Origin of the sequence: Mesorhizobium sp. KACC 23794, assembly GCF_052180275.1 — a bacterium.
Lineage (GTDB): Bacteria > Pseudomonadota > Alphaproteobacteria > Rhizobiales > Rhizobiaceae > Kumtagia.
Genome location: NZ_CP197465.1, coordinates 4,913,328 through 4,929,397 on the forward strand (window position 1 = coordinate 4,913,328; position 16,070 = coordinate 4,929,397).

The window sequence follows — 16,070 nt, forward strand, 5'->3', positions numbered from 1 at the left end:
CGGTGAATGCGGCCCGGATTGCCCGTGACCGCCCCGTGCCGCGACACTAGCACCGGCGAAGGCTAATTCAACCATCCCGACAGATCACGCAGAGGAAGATCAGTCCTGGCGGCCGTCCACTCGCAACCCCGTTTGCCTTGCAATCACGGGTGGCGCTCTGCTGCGGCGCCAGTCAGGCGATCCGGCCGACAAAGATGCCCACGGGCGGCAGGCGAAGGGTTTTGCCTTCCATCGTTCCCTCGGCATTGGGAAAACCGACCGCCGCCGCACCACCTAGCTCTGGCGGGAGTTCGGTATTGATCGCCTCATCCCCGAAATTGAAGGCGCAGAGCAGTTTTTCGTTGCCGGCGGCGCGAGCGAACAGGAGCACATCCTGCGGCCCGTCCAGCAGTTCGATCGATCCCTTCACCAGCGGCTGCTCGCCACGCCGGAATTTCAGCACCTCGCGGTAGCACGCCAGCACGGAATCGGCAGTATTGTCCTGCCGATCCACCGCCAGTGCCCGGTGAGCCTCCGGCACCGGCAGCCACGGTTTTCCGGTAGTGAATCCGCCAGCATGCGCCTCTGCCTGCCACGGCATCGGCGTGCGGCAGCCGTCGCGGCCCTTGAAGCCCGGCCAGAAGCGGATGCCATAGGGATCGACCAGATCCTCGAAGGCGAGCTCCGCTTCCTCCAAACCGAGTTCCTCGCCCTGATAGATGCAGATCGAGCCGCGCAGGCAGGCGAGCAAGGCGATTGCGAATTTTGCCGTAGCCGCCGGCGATTGGCCAGGTTTCGTCCAGCGGGTCACATGGCGGATCACATCGTGGTTCGAAAACGCCCAGCAGATCCAGCCGTCGGTCACCGACGTCTCGAAGGCCGAGATGCATTTTTTCACATGCGCGGCGGAGAAATCCGGGCCGAGCATGTCGAATGTATAGGACATGTTGAGCTTGTCGCCGCCCGATGTGTAGGCCGCGACCGTCTGCAGAGAACGCTGGCCGTCGCCCACTTCGCCCACCGAGGCGCGGTTGTCGTATTCATTCAGCAGAACCCGGAACCGCTTGAGGAAGACGAGGTTTTCCGGCTGCGTCTTGTCGTGCAGGTGGTTCTGGTACTCGTAGGGGTTGGTCTGTTTTTGCTTTGCCGCCTTGCTCATGCGCAGCGGTGGGTTGTCACGCAGCGTCTTGTCGTGGACGTAGAAGTTCACCGTATCCAGCCGAAAGCCATCCACCCCGCGATCCAGCCAGAAGCGTACGGCGGCTAGCAACGCCTGCTGCACGTCCGGATTGTGGAAGTTGAGATCAGGCTGCGAGGCCAAAAAATTGTGCAAATAATATTGCTTGCGCATCGAATCCCATTCCCAGGCCGGCCCGCCGAAGATGGACAGCCAGTTGTTGGGCGCCGAGCCGTCGGGTCTCGGATCGGCCCAGACATACCAGTCGGCTTTCGGGTTCTTGCGGCTCGCCCGGCTTTCGACAAACCACGGATGCCGGTCTGACGAATGCGACAGCACCTGGTCGATGATGATCCTGAGCCCGAGCCGGTGCGCCTCGGCGATCATTGCATCGAAATCATCGAGCGTGCCGAACATCGGATCGACCGCACAATAATCCGACACGTCGTAGCCCATGTCCGCCATCGGCGACTTGAAGAACGGCGACAGCCACACTGCGTCGACGCCGAGCGAGGCGATGTGCCCGAGACGGCGGGTGATGCCCTTCAAATCGCCGCTGCCGTCGCCGGTCGTGTCCTGGTAGGAGCGCGGATAGACCTGGTAGATCGCGCAGCCACGCCACCAGTCGGACAATGCATTCATTCGGCTTTCTCCAAAAACCAGGCGCATGTGCGGCCGGCTATCACCGGCGGACCGGCAGGATCGGATCGCTGCTCGGCCGTAAGGTTCGTCCAACAAAAGCCGGCGCGGTCCGGCAGCACAATCGCAGTCGCGCGACGGTCGCCGTTAACGACGGCGGCAATGCGCGAGCCGTCTTTCGCGGCAAGAACCATCATCAGCCGGCTGCGGCCGCCATCATTCCAGTCCTGCTCGGCCATCGGTCTGCCGGCCTCGGTCAGCCATTCGACATCAAGCAGGCCCGCTTCATTTGTCTCGCCAGTCAGAAACGCGTAGTCACGCAACGTCGGTAGTTGCTTACGGATCGCGGCAAGCGCGAATGCGAACTCTTCCAGCACGCGGTCACGATTGCTCCAGTCGAGCCAGGAGATCAGATTGTCCTGCGCATAGGCATTGTTGTTGCCCTGTTGCGAGCGGCCGAATTCGTCGCCGGCCGTCAGCATGATCGTGCCGCGCGAGAAAAACAGCGTCGCCAGCAGCGCCATCAGGTCGCGGCGGCGCTCGGCGAGGATCACCGCATCGCCCGTCGCGCCCTCGACACCGTTGTTCCACGAGAAATTCTCGTTGTGGCCGTCGCGGTTCATCTCGCCGTTGGCCTCGTTGTGCTTGCGCTCATAGGCAACGAGGTCGGCGAGCGAAAATCCGTCATGCGCGGCGAGGAAATTCACGGTTCGGGTCGCTGCGCCTTTGAACACGTCTGACGAACCGGCCAGCCGCGTCGCCAGCGTGCCGACCATGCCGCGGTCGCGGCGCCAGAAGCGTCTGATGTCATCGCGGAACCGGTCGTTCCATTCGAGGAAGGGCTGCCGAAAATTGCCGAGCTGATAACCGTCCGGCCCAATGTCCCACGGCTCGGCGATCATCACCCGGTCATTGAGAATAGCGTCCTCGCGCAGCGCCCTCAGCAGGGGCGCGTCAGGGTCGAAGCCGTCATCGTTGCGTCCGAGGATCGGCGCGAGATCGAAGCGAAACCCGTCCACGCCGGCGTAGCGAACGAAATGCCGCAGCGTGTCGAGAACCAGTTCCTGCACCACCGGATGGTCGCAGGCGAGCGTGTTGCCGGTGCCAGTGTCGTTCACCAGTTTTCCGGGGTCATCGGGCGCATGCCGATAGTAGGTGCGGTTGTCGAGACCTCGCAGCGACAGCGTCGGGCCGAATTCGTCGCTCTCTCCGGTATGATTGAAGACGAGATCGAGGATGACGCCGATGCCGGCTTTCCGCAACGCCGCCACCGTCTCCCGCAATTCGCCGATGCCACCTGGCGCGATGCGCGGGTCGAGCACCATGAAGGAGACGGGGTTGTAGCCCCAGGCATTGGTCAATCCGAGCGACCCAAGATGCCGCTCGTCGATCCATGCGGTTACCGGCATCAGCTCGATTGCCGACACGTTTAGTTTGACGAGATGCTCGATGATCGCCGGATGAGCAAGCGCGGCGATTGTTCCGCGAAGTTCCTCCGGCACATCCGGATGCAGTTTCGTGAAGGCCCGGACCTGGACCTCGTAGATCAAGCCGCCCGGTGAGAACAGCGGCGGTTCGGCCTTCACCGGCTCCGGCAGAACAGTGACGACCGCCTTTGGCATCAGCGCCGCCGTGTCGCCGCCCGCGCTACGCTTCAGCGCCAGCCGCGCGTCATACGCATAGGGCCGGTCGATTGCGACCGCATAGGGGTCCATCAGCAGCTTGTCGGGATCGAACCAGAGGCCGCGTTCAGGCTGATAGGGGCCGTCTGCGCGAAAGCCGTAACGTTGTCCGGCGCGAAGCCCCGCAACGCTCGTGCTGAACACGCCTCCTTCGCCTGCATCCATGTCGATGCGGGCAGTCTCGACGTCGCCATCGAAAAGGCAGAGCCAGACACGCTCCGCCGCGCCCGACCACACGGCGAAGTCAACGCCCGTTCCGGTCGGACGTGCTCCAAATCTCGGCTCCGCTGGAGCGGAGATTTTGTCACTCATCAGGTGATGACGCTCGGCTTGTTCCGTCCGGTATGGCTGCGGATTCCGGCGATATCATCAGCCGCGCCGATCAGATCGGCAAGCGCTTCCTGCGTGTCGAGATCAAGCCGCGACTGCTCGTAGCGCTCGACATAGAGCCGCAGTGTCGCGCCGGAGGTGCCGGTACCGGACAGGCGGATGACGAAGCGCGAGCCGCCCTCGAACAGCACCCGGATGCCCTGATGCTCGCTGATAGAGCCGTCGACCGGGTCGTGATAGGCGAAGTCGTCCGCTCTCTCGACCGTCAGCCCGCGCAGCTTCGTTCCGGGCAGCGAATCCAGCTTTGCGCGCAGTTCCAACACGAGCTGGTTGGCGGCGTTGGAATCCACCTCCTCATAGTCGTGGCGCGAGTAATAGTTGCGGCCGTAGGTGGTCCAATGCTGCTCGGCGATCGCCTTGGCGCTCTCCTTGCGCACCGCGAGGATGTTCAGCCACAGCAGCACCGCCCACAGCCCGTCCTTCTCGCGCACATGGTCGGAGCCGGTGCCCGCGCTTTCCTCGCCGCAGATCGTCGCCATGCCGGCGTCGAGCAGATTGCCGAAGAATTTCCAGCCGGTCGGCGTCTCGTACATGCCGACGCCGAGCTTTGCCGCGACCCGGTCCGCCGCGCCGCTCGTCGGCATCGAGCGGGCGATGCCTTTCGGCCCCGCCTTATAGCCAGGCGCCAGATGCGCGTTGGCCGCGAGCATCGCCAGCGAGTCCGACGGCGGAATGAACATGCCCTTGGCGATGATCAGGTTGCGGTCGCCGTCGCCGTCCGAGGCGGCACCAAAGTCAGGCGCGTTCGGTCCCATCATCTCGTCGTAGAGATGTTTTGCATGAACGAGGTTCGGGTCTGGATGATGCCCGCCGAAATCCTCCAGAGGCTTGAAGTTTCGCGCCGTGCCGTTCGCCGCGCCCAATCGATTCTCCAGGATTTCCTTAGCGTAAGGACCGGTCACGGCATGCATGGCGTCGAAGCGCATGCGGAAGCCGCCCTTGAACATGACGCGAATCGCGTCGAAATCGAACAGCGTCTCCATCAGTTCGGCATAGTCCTTGACCGGATCGATGACGTCTACGGTCATGCCGGCGACATCGAAAGTCTTCACCGTATCAATGTCGACCGCGCCGATATCGGCGATCTTGTAGCTTGAGATCGCCCGCGTCCGCGCGAAGATCGCATCGGTGATCTTTTCCGGCGCCGGTCCGCCGTTGCCGATATTGTATTTGATGCCGAAGTCCTCATGCGGCCCGCCGGGATTATGGCTGGCCGACAGGATAAGCCCGCCGAACGCCTTGTATTTGCGGATGACGTTGGACGCAGCCGGTGTCGACAGGATGCCGCCCTGACCGACGATCACCTTGCCAAATCCATTGGCGGCGGCCATGGCAATCGCCTTCTGGATCACCTCGCGGTTATAGAACCGGCCGTCGCCGCCGATCACCAGCGTCTTGCCGGCGAAACCCTCCAGCGCGTCGAACACCGACTGGATGAAGTTCTCCGCATAGTTCTTTTGCTGGAAGACCGGCACTTTCTTGCGTAAGCCGGAGGTTCCGGGTTTCTGGTCGGCATAGGGGGTGGTTTCGACGGTTCGCGTCATGCCTCAGGCCGCTTTCCTTGCGATCAGTGATTTGTAGAGTTCAGCGTATTTGGCGGCGCTCCTATGCCAGGAGACATCCGCTTTCATTCCCTGCTTCTGGATCGTGCCCCATGTAGCGCGGTCGGAATGCAGGTCCACCATGCGGCGCATCGCCTGCATCAACGCGGCGCCGTTCTCCGGCGCGAATTGCAGCCCGGTTGCCACGCCGGCCGCAACCGCGGCCTCGTTGGCGTCGATGATCGTGTCTGCCAGCCCGCCGGTGCGCGCCACCATCGGCACGCAGCCGTAGCGCAGACCATAGAGCTGCGTCAGGCCGCAAGGCTCGAAACGCGATGGGATGACGATCGCGTCGCAGCCGCCCTGCATGATGTGCGAGAGCGCCTCGTCATAGCCGATGACGACGCCCACCCTGCCCCGATGCCGCGCGGCAGCGGCGTGCAGCGCGCCCTCCAGCCCGGAATCGCCGGAGCCGAGCACGGCGATCTTGACGCCGGTGGACACGATCTGGTCGATCACGGCGGCAAACACGTCCATGCCCTTCTGCCATGTCAGCCGGCTGATGACGCAGACCAGCGGAGCCTTGTCGGCATCGAGGCCGAAGCGTTGTTCCACCGCCAGCCGGTTGGGCTCGCGGGCCTTCAGCGCCTTGTGTGAAAACCGCGACACGAGATAGTGGTCGCTTGCCGGGTCCCAGGTTTCAGGATCGATGCCGTTGACGATGCCATGCAGGTCGACGGCGCGGCTGTTGATCAGCCCGTCGAGACCCATGCCGAACTGCGGCGACCTGATCTCCTGCGCATAGGTCGGGCTCACCGTGGTGATCGCCCAGGCGGATTGCAGGCCGGCCTTCAGATAGCCGACGCCGCCATAATATTCGACGCCGTCCAGCGCCATCGCCTGCGGCGGCAGCCCGAGTTCGGGGAAGATCGCGGCGCCGAATTGCCCCTGGAAGGCCAAATTGTGAACGGTGATGACGGACGGCACGCCGACCGCCTTGCCGAAACGCATGTAAGCCAGCGTCAGCGCTGCCTGCCAGTCGTGAACGTGGACGAGGTCTGGTGCATAACCGGGAACCGCCCCGGCCGCGATGTCTGCGCCGACCTGGCTAAGCGCGGCGAAGCGTCGCCAGTTGTCCGGCCAGTCCTTGCCGCCAGCGTCGCCATATGGCCCGCCGATGCGGTCGAAGAGATGCGGCGCATCAAGCACGAACAAGTCGAGTTCGCCGACTTTCGCCACATGGATCGCCGCCTTGCCGCCCTGCAGTTCGGTATATTGATGGATCGGCTTCTTTTTCTTGAAGGCTGCCATGACGACGGGATAGCCGGGCACCAGCGTCCGCGTCGTCACGCCGTGCTTGCCCAATGCGATCGGCAGGGCGCCGGTCACGTCGGCCAGGCCGCCAGTCTTGATCAAAGGATAGATTTCCGGCGTGACGGCGAGAACCTGCATTCAGCATCTCCCATGCAAGCGCAGGGGACAGTTTACTTTTTTCCGCCCGCGCCAGCCTCGATGCGCTTCGGCCCTTCCGCGGAAAGAAAGTAAACTGTCCCCGGCACCCGACTTCATCAGCTCAACCTGTCGATCATCGGCTGGGTTATCAGGCAGATGCCCTTCTCCGAAACCCGGAACCGCTTGGCGTCAAGCACCGGATCCTCCCCGACGACCAGACCCTCGGGTATGACCACGCCATGGTCGAGCACCGCGCGCTTCAGGCGCGACTTGCGGCCGACGACGCAGTCCGGAAGCATCACCACCTCGTCCAGGGTCGAGTAGGAATTGATACGCGCGCCGGTGAAGATCAGGCTGCGCTTCAGCGATGCGCCGGAAATGATGCAGTCGCCTGAGACCAGCGACGAAACCGCCATGCCACGCCGCCCATCGTCATCGTGGACGAATTTCGCCGGCGGCTTCAACTCGGCATAAGTCCAGATGGGCCAGTCGCGGTCGTAGAGGTCGAGTTCCGGCGTCACGTCAGTCAGGTCGATATTGGCCTCCCAATAGGCGTCCACCGTTCCAACATCACGCCAGTAGGCCTCGTTCTCGGCGCTCGAGCGCACGCAGGATTTTGTGAAGCGATGCGCCACGGCTTTGCCGTGGTCGACGATGTAGGGGATGATGTCCTTGCCGAAATCGCGGCTCGACGAGGAATCGTTGGCGTCGCGGCGCAACTGGTCCATCAGGAATTTCGTTTTGAAGACGTAGATGCCCATCGAGGCGAGCGCGAAGTCGGGATTGCCCGGAATGCCGGGTGGTTCGGCCGGCTTCTCGATGAAGGCGACGATGTTGTCCTTTTCGTCGACATGCATCACGCCGAAGCCGGTCGCTTCCATGCGCGGCACTTCCAGGCAGCCCACCGTCACGTCGGCGCCGGCGTCGACATGCTGACGCAGCATCAGTTCATAATCCATCTTGTAGATGTGGTCGCCGGCAAGGATGACCATGTATTCAGGGCCATAGGCCTCGATAATGTCGATGTTCTGGAACACGGCGTCAGCCGTGCCCTCGTACCATTGCGTCTCCGAAACACGCTGGCTGGCCGGCAGGATGTCGAAGCTTTCGTTGCGTTCGGGTCGTAGAAAATTCCAGCCGCGCTGCAAGTGGCGGATCAGCGAATGCGCCTTGTATTGGGTCGCGACGGCCAGACGGCGGATGCCGGAATTCAGCGCGTTCGACAGCGCGAAGTCGATGATGCGCGTCTTGCCGCCGAAATACACCGCCGGCTTTGCGCGCCGGTCGGTCAGTTCCTTGAGACGGCTGCCGCGCCCGCCGGCCAGCACATAGGCCATGGCGTCGCGCGCCAGGGGCTGGTTTCTCTTGAGTTCCGCCATCTAGATCCTCCCAAGCTTGCTCATTCGCCGGCGAATTCCAGCATTATCGTCGAAAGCGGCGGCAGCAGCATCGTCACTTTCACTCCCCCTTCCGCGGCGCGCGCCTCGACGGCGCCGCCATTGCCTTTTCCCGAGCCGCCGTAGTCGGCCGCATCGGTGTTCATGATTTCGCGCCACTTGCCCGCCCGGGGCATTGGCACCTCGTAGAAATCACGCTGCACGGGCGTGAAATTGCAGACGACCACGATCGGATCGTGTTCCGGCGCATTGCGCGCCCAGGCGAACACCGAGTTCTGCCGATCGTCGACGATCAACCAGGTGAAACCTTCGGGCTCGCAGTCACGGGCATGCAGAGCCGGCCGCGAACGGTAGAGATAGTTGAGGTCGCGAACCGTGGAATGCACGCCGCGATGCGCGGCATGGTCCAGCATGAACCAGTCGAGCGCGCGCTCCTCGCTCCATTCGCGGCGCTGCGCGAATTCCTGCCCCATGAACAACAGCTTCTTGCCGGGATAACCCCACATGAACCCGTAATAGGCGCGCAACGTCGCGAATTTCTGCCAGTCGTCGCTGCCGGACATTTTCGAGATCAGCGTGCCTTTTCCATGCACGACCTCGTCGTGGGAAAGCGGCAATACGAAATTCTCGCTGAAGGCATAGACCAGGCCGAAAGTGATCTGGTCGTGATGATGTTTCCTGAAAATTGGCTCCTTGGCGAAATACTCCAGGGTGTCGTGCATGAAACCCATGTTCCACTTGAAGCCGAAGCCGAGGCCGCCCTCATAGACGGGTTGGGAAACCTTCGGCCAGGATGTGGATTCCTCGGCGATCGTCACCACGCCGGGATGAGTACCGTAGACCGCGACATTCATCTGCTGGAGGAATTTTACCGCCTCCAGGTTTTCTCGCCCGCCCTTCTCGTTGGGTATCCACTCGCCCTGCTTGCGCGAGTAGTCGAGATAGAGCATCGAGGCGACGGCATCGACACGCAGGCCGTCGAGATGGAATTTTTCAGCCCAGTAGATGGCATTGTTGACGAGGAACGACACCACCTCGCGGCGGCCGAAATTGTAGATCGCCGTGTTCCAGTCGGGATGGAATCCCTTGCGCGGATCGGCATGCTCGTAAAGCGCGGTGCCGTCGAACCAGACAAGCCCGTGCTCGTCGACCGGGAAGTGCGCCGGCACCCAGTCGAGGATGACGCCGACGCCGGCGCGATGGGCGCCATCGACGAAACGCGCGAAACCGTCGGGGTCGCCGAACCGTGCGGTCGGAGCATAGAGGCCGGTGGTCTGATACCCCCACGATGGATCGTAGGGATGCTCGGTGATCGGCAGGAACTCGATGTGGGTGAAGCCGGTCTCCACGACATAGGGGATGAGCCGGTCGGCAAGCTCGTCCCATGACAGGAAAGTGCCGTCGTCGCGCCTCTGCCACGAGCCGGCATGCACCTCGTAGATCGACATCGCCTCGCGCCGGGCATCGGCGCGCGCCCAGTATGATTTATGCGCCTCGTCGCCCCATTTGTGGGCGAGCGGCGCGGTGGTGATGGAAGCGGTGGCCGGGCGAAGTTCCGAATGGAAAGCGAAGGGATCAGCCTTCAGCGGCAGCCTCTGCCCCTTCGGCCCCAGGATCTCGTATTTGTAGGCGCGCCCTGCCCCGATGTCGGGCAGGAAAATCTCCCAGATGCCTGTATCCTGGCGAAACCGCATCGGATGGCGGCGGCCGTCCCAGTCGTTGAAGTCGCCGACGACCGAGACACGGCGAGCGTTCGGTGCCCAGACCGCGAAATGCACGCCGGACGCGCCTTCATGGTCGATCAGATGCGCGCCGAGCTTGTCGAAGAGCCTGAGATGCGTGCCCTCGGCGATGTAATAGTCGTCCATCGGCCCCAGTACGGGGCCGAACGAGAAAGGGTCCGTCAACCACCAGTCGCCGGTAGCGTTGCGGGCGTGATATCTGATCGGCTGGCGCTTGCGGATGGTAAGCTTGCCTTCGAAGAAGCCGGTATCATGCCGGCACGAAAGCTCGCCGATCTTCTTGCCCTGCAGAGTGTAAGCCGTGACGGATTCGGCATGCGGCACGAAGCAGCGCGCCACCAGCCCGGCTTCGATGTCCTGGAGGCCAAGCACCGCGAAGGCATCGCGGTGCCGGCCGGCGACAATGGCGTCGACGTCCCGCTGGGCGGCGGAAACCGCCGATTTCGGAGCCGCGACAGGTCGACGCGCCTGCTTCATCGTCCGACTTTCCTCCCTTCGGCGGAAACTGCTCTTGCGGCAGCTTTCCCGAATTCAGATTACAAGGGAACGCCCCATATTTCCTCGGCATATTGGCGGATCGTGCGATCCGAAGAGAACCAGCCGACGCGGGCGACGTTGTGGATTGCCTTGCGCTGCCAGTCGGGACTGTTGCGCCAGACCGCGTCGACCTCGCGCTGCGTGTCGGCATAGGCGTCGAAATCGGCCGCGACCATGAACCAGTCGCTCTGGAAGATACCGTCGATCAGCGCCCGGTAGCGGTCGGGCTCCTCCGGGCAGAACACGCCCGACGATATGGCGGCCAGCGCCTGCGACAGTTCCGGCGATTTCTCGATGACGTCGCGCGGCGCGTAGCCGTTGGCGCGACGCTCCGCCACTTCGTGGGCCTTCAGGCCGAAGATGAAGATATTATCGTCGCCGACGCATTCCTTGATCTCGACATTTGCGCCGTCCAGCGTGCCGATCGTCAAGGCGCCATTCAGCGCGAACTTCATATTGCCTGTGCCGGAAGCCTCCATGCCGGCCGTCGATATCTGCTCCGACAGGTCTGCGGCCGGCATCATCACCTCGGCCAGGCTGACATTGTAGTTCGGCATGAACACGACCTTGAGCAGGCCGCGTACAGCCGGGTCTCGGTTGATGACGCGCGCCACGTCGTTGGCGAGCTTTATGATCAGCTTGGCATTGTGGTAGCTGGGTGCGGCCTTGCCGCCGAAGAATTTTACGCGCGGCATCCATTCGCGCTCGGGATGCGAGCGGATCTGGTCATAGAGCGCCACAGCCTCGACGATATTCAGCAACTGGCGCTTGTATTCGTGGATGCGCTTGATCTGGATGTCGAACAGCGCCGACGGGTCGACGCGGATGCCAAGACGCTCGGTGGTGACGGCCGCCAGCTTCTCCTTGTTCGCCCGCTTCACCGCCGCGAATTTCTCGCGGAAGGCGGCGTCGTCGGCAAAATTGTCCAGTTCCTTCAACAGTTCGACATCGTCGAGGAATTTTTCGCCAATCGCCTCGCGGATGAGCGAGGTCAGGCCCTGGTTGCTCTGGAACAGCCAGCGACGCGGCGTGATGCCGTTGGTCTTGTTGTTGATGCGGTCGGGATAGAGCTTGTGGAGATCGGCGAACACCGTCTCCTTCATCAACTCCGTATGCAGCGCCGAGACGCCGTTGATCGAATGCGACCCGGCGAAAGCGAGGTTGCCCATGCGCACGCGGCGGTCGCCGTCCTCCTGGATCAGCGATATGCGGCGCACCTGCTCTTCGCCGAACCTGCCGATGGCGCGCGCCTCCAGCAGCACCTCGGCGTTGATCGCGTAGATGATCTGCATGTGGCGCGGCAACAGCCGCTCGAACAGCCGCACCGGCCAGCTTTCCAGCGCCTCGGGCAGCAACGTGTGGTTGGTATAGGCGAAGGTACCCTTGGTGATTGCCCAGGCCTTGTCGAAATCCATGCCGTGGACGTCCATCAGCAGCCGCATCAGTTCGGCCACCGCCACGGACGGATGCGTGTCGTTCATATGCACCGCGGCCTTGTCGGGCAGCGTCGCCAAGTCGCCATAGGCGCTGAGATGGCGCTGGACGATGTCCTGCAGGGAGGCGGCGGAAAAGAAATATTCCTGCCGCAGCCGCAGTTCCTGCCCCGCCTGATGCGAATCCGCCGGATAGAGCACACGCGACAGCGCGTCCGCCTTGTTGCTTTCGGAAAGCGCGCCGATATGGTCGCCGGCGTTGAAGGCGGCGAGCAGGATCGGATCGACCGGGAAACCCGACCACAGCCGCAAGGTGTTGACGCGAGTGCCGCGCCAGCCGACCACCGGCGTATCATAGGCCACCGCCAGCACCCGTTCCTGCGGTTTCCAGACATGGCGCTCCAGCCGTCCGGCCTTGTCGGTGATCGATTCGACCGTACCGCCGAAGCCGATCTCGAAGGCGCGTTCACGCCGCTCGAACTCCCACGGGTTGCCGTGGTCCAGCCATGTCTCCGGCAGTTCCACCTGCCAGCCATCATGGATTTCCTGGCGGAACATGCCGTTGACGTAGCGGATGCCGTAGCCATGGCCGGGCACGCCCACCGTCGCCATCGATTCCATGAAGCAGGCGGCGAGGCGCCCCAGGCCGCCATTCCCCAGCGCCGCGTCGGGCTCCAGCGTCGCGATCAGGTCGATGTCGACGCCCAGCGTCGACAGCGCTGTGCGCATGTCGTCCATCAGGCCGATGTTGGAGAAGGCGTCGCGCATCAGCCGGCCGATCAGGAATTCCAGCGACAGGTAATAGACCCGCTTCTTGCCGTGCTCGTAGGTCTCCTTGGTGGATTCGATCCACTGGTCGATGATGCGGTCGCGCACCACCTTGATCGCCGCGGAGAGCCAGTCATGCTGGGTGGCAACGGAGGGATCCTTACCGACACGGTAGCGCAGGACATTCAGAATGTCCGCTGACAGCGATTTCGGATCGGATTTAAGGCTCTGGTCTGGGATTTCGGCCGCCATAGCTTTCAACATCATACCCCACGGGTTGGCGCCCGCTCGTATCCGAGCGCCAGTTGATCGGCTACCTCCCATTCCCATGCTAACCGAAGCCGCAGGAACTTCAATCGATTAGGCAGGGAGGTCCAGCTTTTTTGTTTCAGGGTCTGTCTGGCTAAGCGGCAAGCACCGTTTCCGGCGGCGACTTGGCGCCGGTCATGAAGGCGACCGCGTCGGACATCGTGTATTCCTTCGGGTCGATCACCATAAGCCGCCGGCCGAGACGGTGGATGTGGATGCGATCGGCAACCTCGAAGACGTGCGGCATATTGTGCGAGATCAGCACGATCGGAATGCCGCGCCGCCGCACATCCAGTATCAGCTCGAGCACGCGGCGCGATTCCTTGACACCAAGTGCGGCCGTAGGCTCGTCCATGATGATGACCTTGGAACCGAAGGCCGCGGCGCGCGCCACCGCCACGCCCTGACGCTGACCACCCGACAGCGTTTCCACTGCCTGGTTGATGTTCTGGATGGTCATCAGGCCGAGTTCGGAGAGTTTGGCACGCGCGACCTTCGCCATTGCGGGCCGATCGAGCATCCGGAAATACTGTCCAAGTGCGCCGGGTTTCCGTATCTCGCGTCCGAGGAACATGTTGTCGGTAATCGACAGGGCCGGCGATAGCGCCAGATTTTGATAAACCGTCTCTATGCCCGCGTCCCGCGCCTCCATCGGCGAACGGAACTTAAGCACTTTGCCCTCGAGCTTTATCTCACCCTCGTCGGGTGTTATAGCGCCACAGATCGCCTTAATCAGAGACGACTTGCCGGCCCCGTTGTCGCCGATAACCGCCAGGATTTCGCCGGGATAAAGATCGAAATCGGCGTTGTTCAGGGCCGTGACGCGGCCATAGCGCTTCACCAGGCCACGAGCGGTGAGAAGAGGTTCGCGTTCCATTAGCCTGAAACCTTTCTGATCCATTGATCGATGGCAACCGCGGCGATGATGAGGACGCCGATCAGGAAATAGGTCCATTGCGGGTCGGTGCCGATCATGCGCAGGCCGAGTTGGAACACGCCGACGATCAACGCTCCGAAGATCATGCCGAGGATCGAGCCACGTCCGCCGAAAAGCGATATGCCGCCGATCACAACAGCGGTGATGGATTCGATGTTGGCGAACTGGCCCGACGTCGGCGAGACCGATCCCAAGCGGCCGATAAGCACCCATCCGGCCAATGCGCAGATCAAGCCGGACAGCATGTAGACCTGCACCAGCATTCGTTTCGTTCGCACGCCGGACAATTCAGCGGCGTCCGGATCGTCGCCGATGGCGTAGAGGTAGCGCCCCCACGCAGTATGATTGAGCACGTACCAGAGCAACCCTACCAGCAGGAACATGACGACGATGATCCTGTTGCCGGAGATGAGTTGCAGGATCGGCGCGGTCTGCGCGATGTCCTGGCTTCGGATCGTCTCATTGGCAGAATACAGGAAGTTGGTCGCAAGGATAACCTGCCAGGTACCCAGCGTTACAATGAATGGCGGCAGTTTCATATGGGCAATGAGAAACCCGTTCAGCCAACCACACGCCGCACCGCAGGCAAAGCCGAATAGAATGGAGAGGGGCGCGGGAATGCCGTAACGGAACGTAAACTGTCCCATGACCACCGAGGAAAGCACCATGATGGCGCCCACGGAAAGGTCGATGCCGGCTGTGAGGATAACAAGCGTCTGCGCGGCGCCGATGATTGCGGATATGGCGACCTGCTGCAGAATAAGCGGCAGCGCCACGAAGAACTTGGAACCCAGAACAGCGCCGAAGAGGAACACCGACAGCACGAGAACAATCAGCGGCACCGCCGCTGGATTGGCGTGCAGGAAATGCTGGGCCCGCTCGACTGGCGTTCGCTGTTTCTCGAAGGAGGCGACCGTGGTGTCGCTTTTGTCGAGAACCTTCTCGAATTCCTGTGCGGTCGACATGGACGGCTCCTCCGTTGCGGGACGCTTCTATGCGTCTCTCGTTTGTTGGAGGGCAGCCTATGGGCCGCTCCTCCAACTTGTCAGCAACTATCTTTGAGTGATCTTAACCCCAGCAGAGTTCCAGGCCCTTCTTGGTATCGACAGATTCGACACCCGAAGCGGGCTTGTCGGTAACGAGCGTTGCGCCCGTATCGAAGAACGCCTTGCCTTCGGTGTTGGCGGGCTTCTCTCCAGAGTCGGCAAACTTCTTGATTGCCTCGATGCCCATCGCCGCCATCAGAAGGGGGTACTGCTGCGAGGTCGCGCCGATAACGCCCTCGGCGACATTCTTGACGCCAGGGCAGCCGCCATCGACGGAGACGATCAAAACTGAAGACTCCATGCCAACGGCCTTCAGCGCCTCGTAGGCACCAGCGGCGGCCGGCTCGTTGATCGTGTAGACGACATTGATACCTGGATCCTTGGTCAGGCAGTTTTCCATCGCCTTGCGGCCGCCTTCCTCGTTTCCATTGGTCACGTCGTGGCAAACGTTGCGGGGATCGTCCTCGTCGCCGATCTTGTTCACGTCCTTGGTATCGATCCCGAAGCCCGTCATGAAGCCCTGGTCGCGAAGCACGTCGACAGTCGGCTGGCTGGGATTCAGATCCATATAGGCGATCTTCGCATCGGCCGCCTTCTCGCCAAGCGTCGCCTTCGCCCAGGCGCCGATCAGTTCACCGGCCTTGAAGTTATCCGTCGCGAAGGTCGAGTCCGCAGCATCGATCGGGTCGAGCGGGGTGTCGAGCGCGATGACGAGTATGCCCGCGTCGCGCGCCTTCTTAACCGAGTCAACGATGGCCTTGGAGTCAGACGGGACGAGCAGGATGCCCTTGGCACCATCGGCAATGCAGGACTCGATGGCCGCTACCTGGCTTTCATTGTCGCCGTCGATCTTGCCGGCATAGGCCTTCAGTTCGACGCCGAGTTCCTTTGCCTTGGCGGTGGCGCCTTCCTTCATCTTGACGAAGAACGGATTGGTGTCGGTCTTGGTGATCAGGCAGGCGCTGACGTCCGCCGCCGAAGCGGACGAAGCGAGGACCATCAGGCCGGTTGTGGCTGCAGCAAACACGGTGCTCTTCAAGA

Annotated in this window: 10 protein-coding genes; all 10 read right to left on the reverse strand. The window is 62.4% G+C overall.

Annotated features, from left to right (window positions below; all coding sequences use genetic code 11):
- Positions 1 to 172: 172 nt before the first annotated feature.
- A complete protein-coding gene (bglA, locus tag ACSBOB_RS24135; protein ID WP_442578596.1) occupies positions 173 to 1,798 on the reverse strand; it encodes a beta-galactosidase BglA in 1,626 nt (541 codons plus the stop codon).
- Complete coding sequence (glgX, locus tag ACSBOB_RS24140) at positions 1,795 to 3,789, reverse strand: glycogen debranching protein GlgX (protein WP_442578597.1); 1,995 nt, start codon at positions 3,787 to 3,789, stop codon at positions 1,795 to 1,797. Before glgX ends, bglA begins: the two co-directional genes overlap by 4 nt.
- Positions 3,789 to 5,411 carry an alpha-D-glucose phosphate-specific phosphoglucomutase gene (locus ACSBOB_RS24145; protein ID WP_442578598.1) on the reverse strand — a complete coding sequence of 541 codons (1,623 nt, stop codon included), beginning with the start codon at positions 5,409 to 5,411 and terminating at the stop codon, positions 3,789 to 3,791. Before ACSBOB_RS24145 ends, glgX begins: the two co-directional genes overlap by 1 nt.
- Positions 5,412 to 5,414: 3 nt before the next feature.
- On the reverse strand, positions 5,415 to 6,860 hold the full coding sequence (glgA, locus tag ACSBOB_RS24150; RefSeq protein WP_442578599.1) for a glycogen synthase GlgA: 1,446 nt from the start codon (positions 6,858 to 6,860) through the stop codon (positions 5,415 to 5,417).
- A 116-nt stretch (positions 6,861 to 6,976) separates the two neighbouring features.
- The gene (gene glgC, locus ACSBOB_RS24155) at positions 6,977 to 8,239 is read right to left on the reverse strand and encodes a glucose-1-phosphate adenylyltransferase (protein ID WP_442578600.1); all 1,263 of its coding nucleotides are present in this window, start codon (positions 8,237 to 8,239) and stop codon (positions 6,977 to 6,979) included.
- A 20-nt stretch (positions 8,240 to 8,259) separates the two neighbouring features.
- Positions 8,260 to 10,476, reverse strand: coding sequence for a 1,4-alpha-glucan branching protein GlgB (gene glgB, locus ACSBOB_RS24160; protein ID WP_442578601.1), 2,217 nt, complete (start codon positions 10,474 to 10,476; stop codon positions 8,260 to 8,262).
- Between the two features lie 59 nt (positions 10,477 to 10,535).
- Entirely contained in the window at positions 10,536 to 13,001 is a 2,466-nt protein-coding gene (locus ACSBOB_RS24165) for a glycogen/starch/alpha-glucan phosphorylase (protein ID WP_442583813.1), read from the reverse strand.
- Positions 13,002 to 13,140: 139 nt separating this feature from the next.
- Positions 13,141 to 13,923 carry an ATP-binding cassette domain-containing protein gene (locus tag ACSBOB_RS24170; protein WP_442578602.1) on the reverse strand — a complete coding sequence of 261 codons (783 nt, stop codon included), beginning with the start codon at positions 13,921 to 13,923 and terminating at the stop codon, positions 13,141 to 13,143.
- On the reverse strand, positions 13,923 to 14,948 hold the full coding sequence (locus tag ACSBOB_RS24175) for an ABC transporter permease (RefSeq protein WP_442578603.1): 1,026 nt from the start codon (positions 14,946 to 14,948) through the stop codon (positions 13,923 to 13,925). The genes ACSBOB_RS24170 and ACSBOB_RS24175 overlap by 1 nt, the downstream gene beginning before the upstream one ends.
- A gap of 103 nt (positions 14,949 to 15,051) precedes the next feature.
- Positions 15,052 to 16,029: a sugar ABC transporter substrate-binding protein gene (locus tag ACSBOB_RS24180; RefSeq protein WP_442583814.1), complete on the reverse strand. Its 978-nt coding sequence runs from the start codon at positions 16,027 to 16,029 to the stop codon at positions 15,052 to 15,054.
- Positions 16,030 to 16,070: the final 41 nt, after the last annotated feature.

What these genes read in the sequence shown, in the direction of transcription:
- bglA (WP_442578596.1), bottom strand. Translation starts at nt 1,798, where the DNA reads ATGAATGCATTGTCCGACTGGTGGCGTGGCTGCGCGATCTACCAGGTC.
- glgX (WP_442578597.1), bottom strand. Translation starts at nt 3,789, where the DNA reads ATGAGTGACAAAATCTCCGCTCCAGCGGAGCCGAGATTTGGAGCACGT.
- ACSBOB_RS24145 (WP_442578598.1), bottom strand. Translation starts at nt 5,411, where the DNA reads ATGACGCGAACCGTCGAAACCACCCCCTATGCCGACCAGAAACCCGGA.
- glgA (WP_442578599.1), bottom strand. Translation starts at nt 6,860, where the DNA reads ATGCAGGTTCTCGCCGTCACGCCGGAAATCTATCCTTTGATCAAGACT.
- glgC (WP_442578600.1), bottom strand. Translation starts at nt 8,239, where the DNA reads ATGGCGGAACTCAAGAGAAACCAGCCCCTGGCGCGCGACGCCATGGCC.
- glgB (WP_442578601.1), bottom strand. Translation starts at nt 10,476, where the DNA reads ATGAAGCAGGCGCGTCGACCTGTCGCGGCTCCGAAATCGGCGGTTTCC.
- ACSBOB_RS24165 (WP_442583813.1), bottom strand. Translation starts at nt 13,001, where the DNA reads ATGTTGAAAGCTATGGCGGCCGAAATCCCAGACCAGAGCCTTAAATCC.
- ACSBOB_RS24170 (WP_442578602.1), bottom strand. Translation starts at nt 13,923, where the DNA reads ATGGAACGCGAACCTCTTCTCACCGCTCGTGGCCTGGTGAAGCGCTAT.
- ACSBOB_RS24175 (WP_442578603.1), bottom strand. Translation starts at nt 14,948, where the DNA reads ATGTCGACCGCACAGGAATTCGAGAAGGTTCTCGACAAAAGCGACACC.
- ACSBOB_RS24180 (WP_442583814.1), bottom strand. Translation starts at nt 16,029, where the DNA reads ATGGTCCTCGCTTCGTCCGCTTCGGCGGCGGACGTCAGCGCCTGCCTG.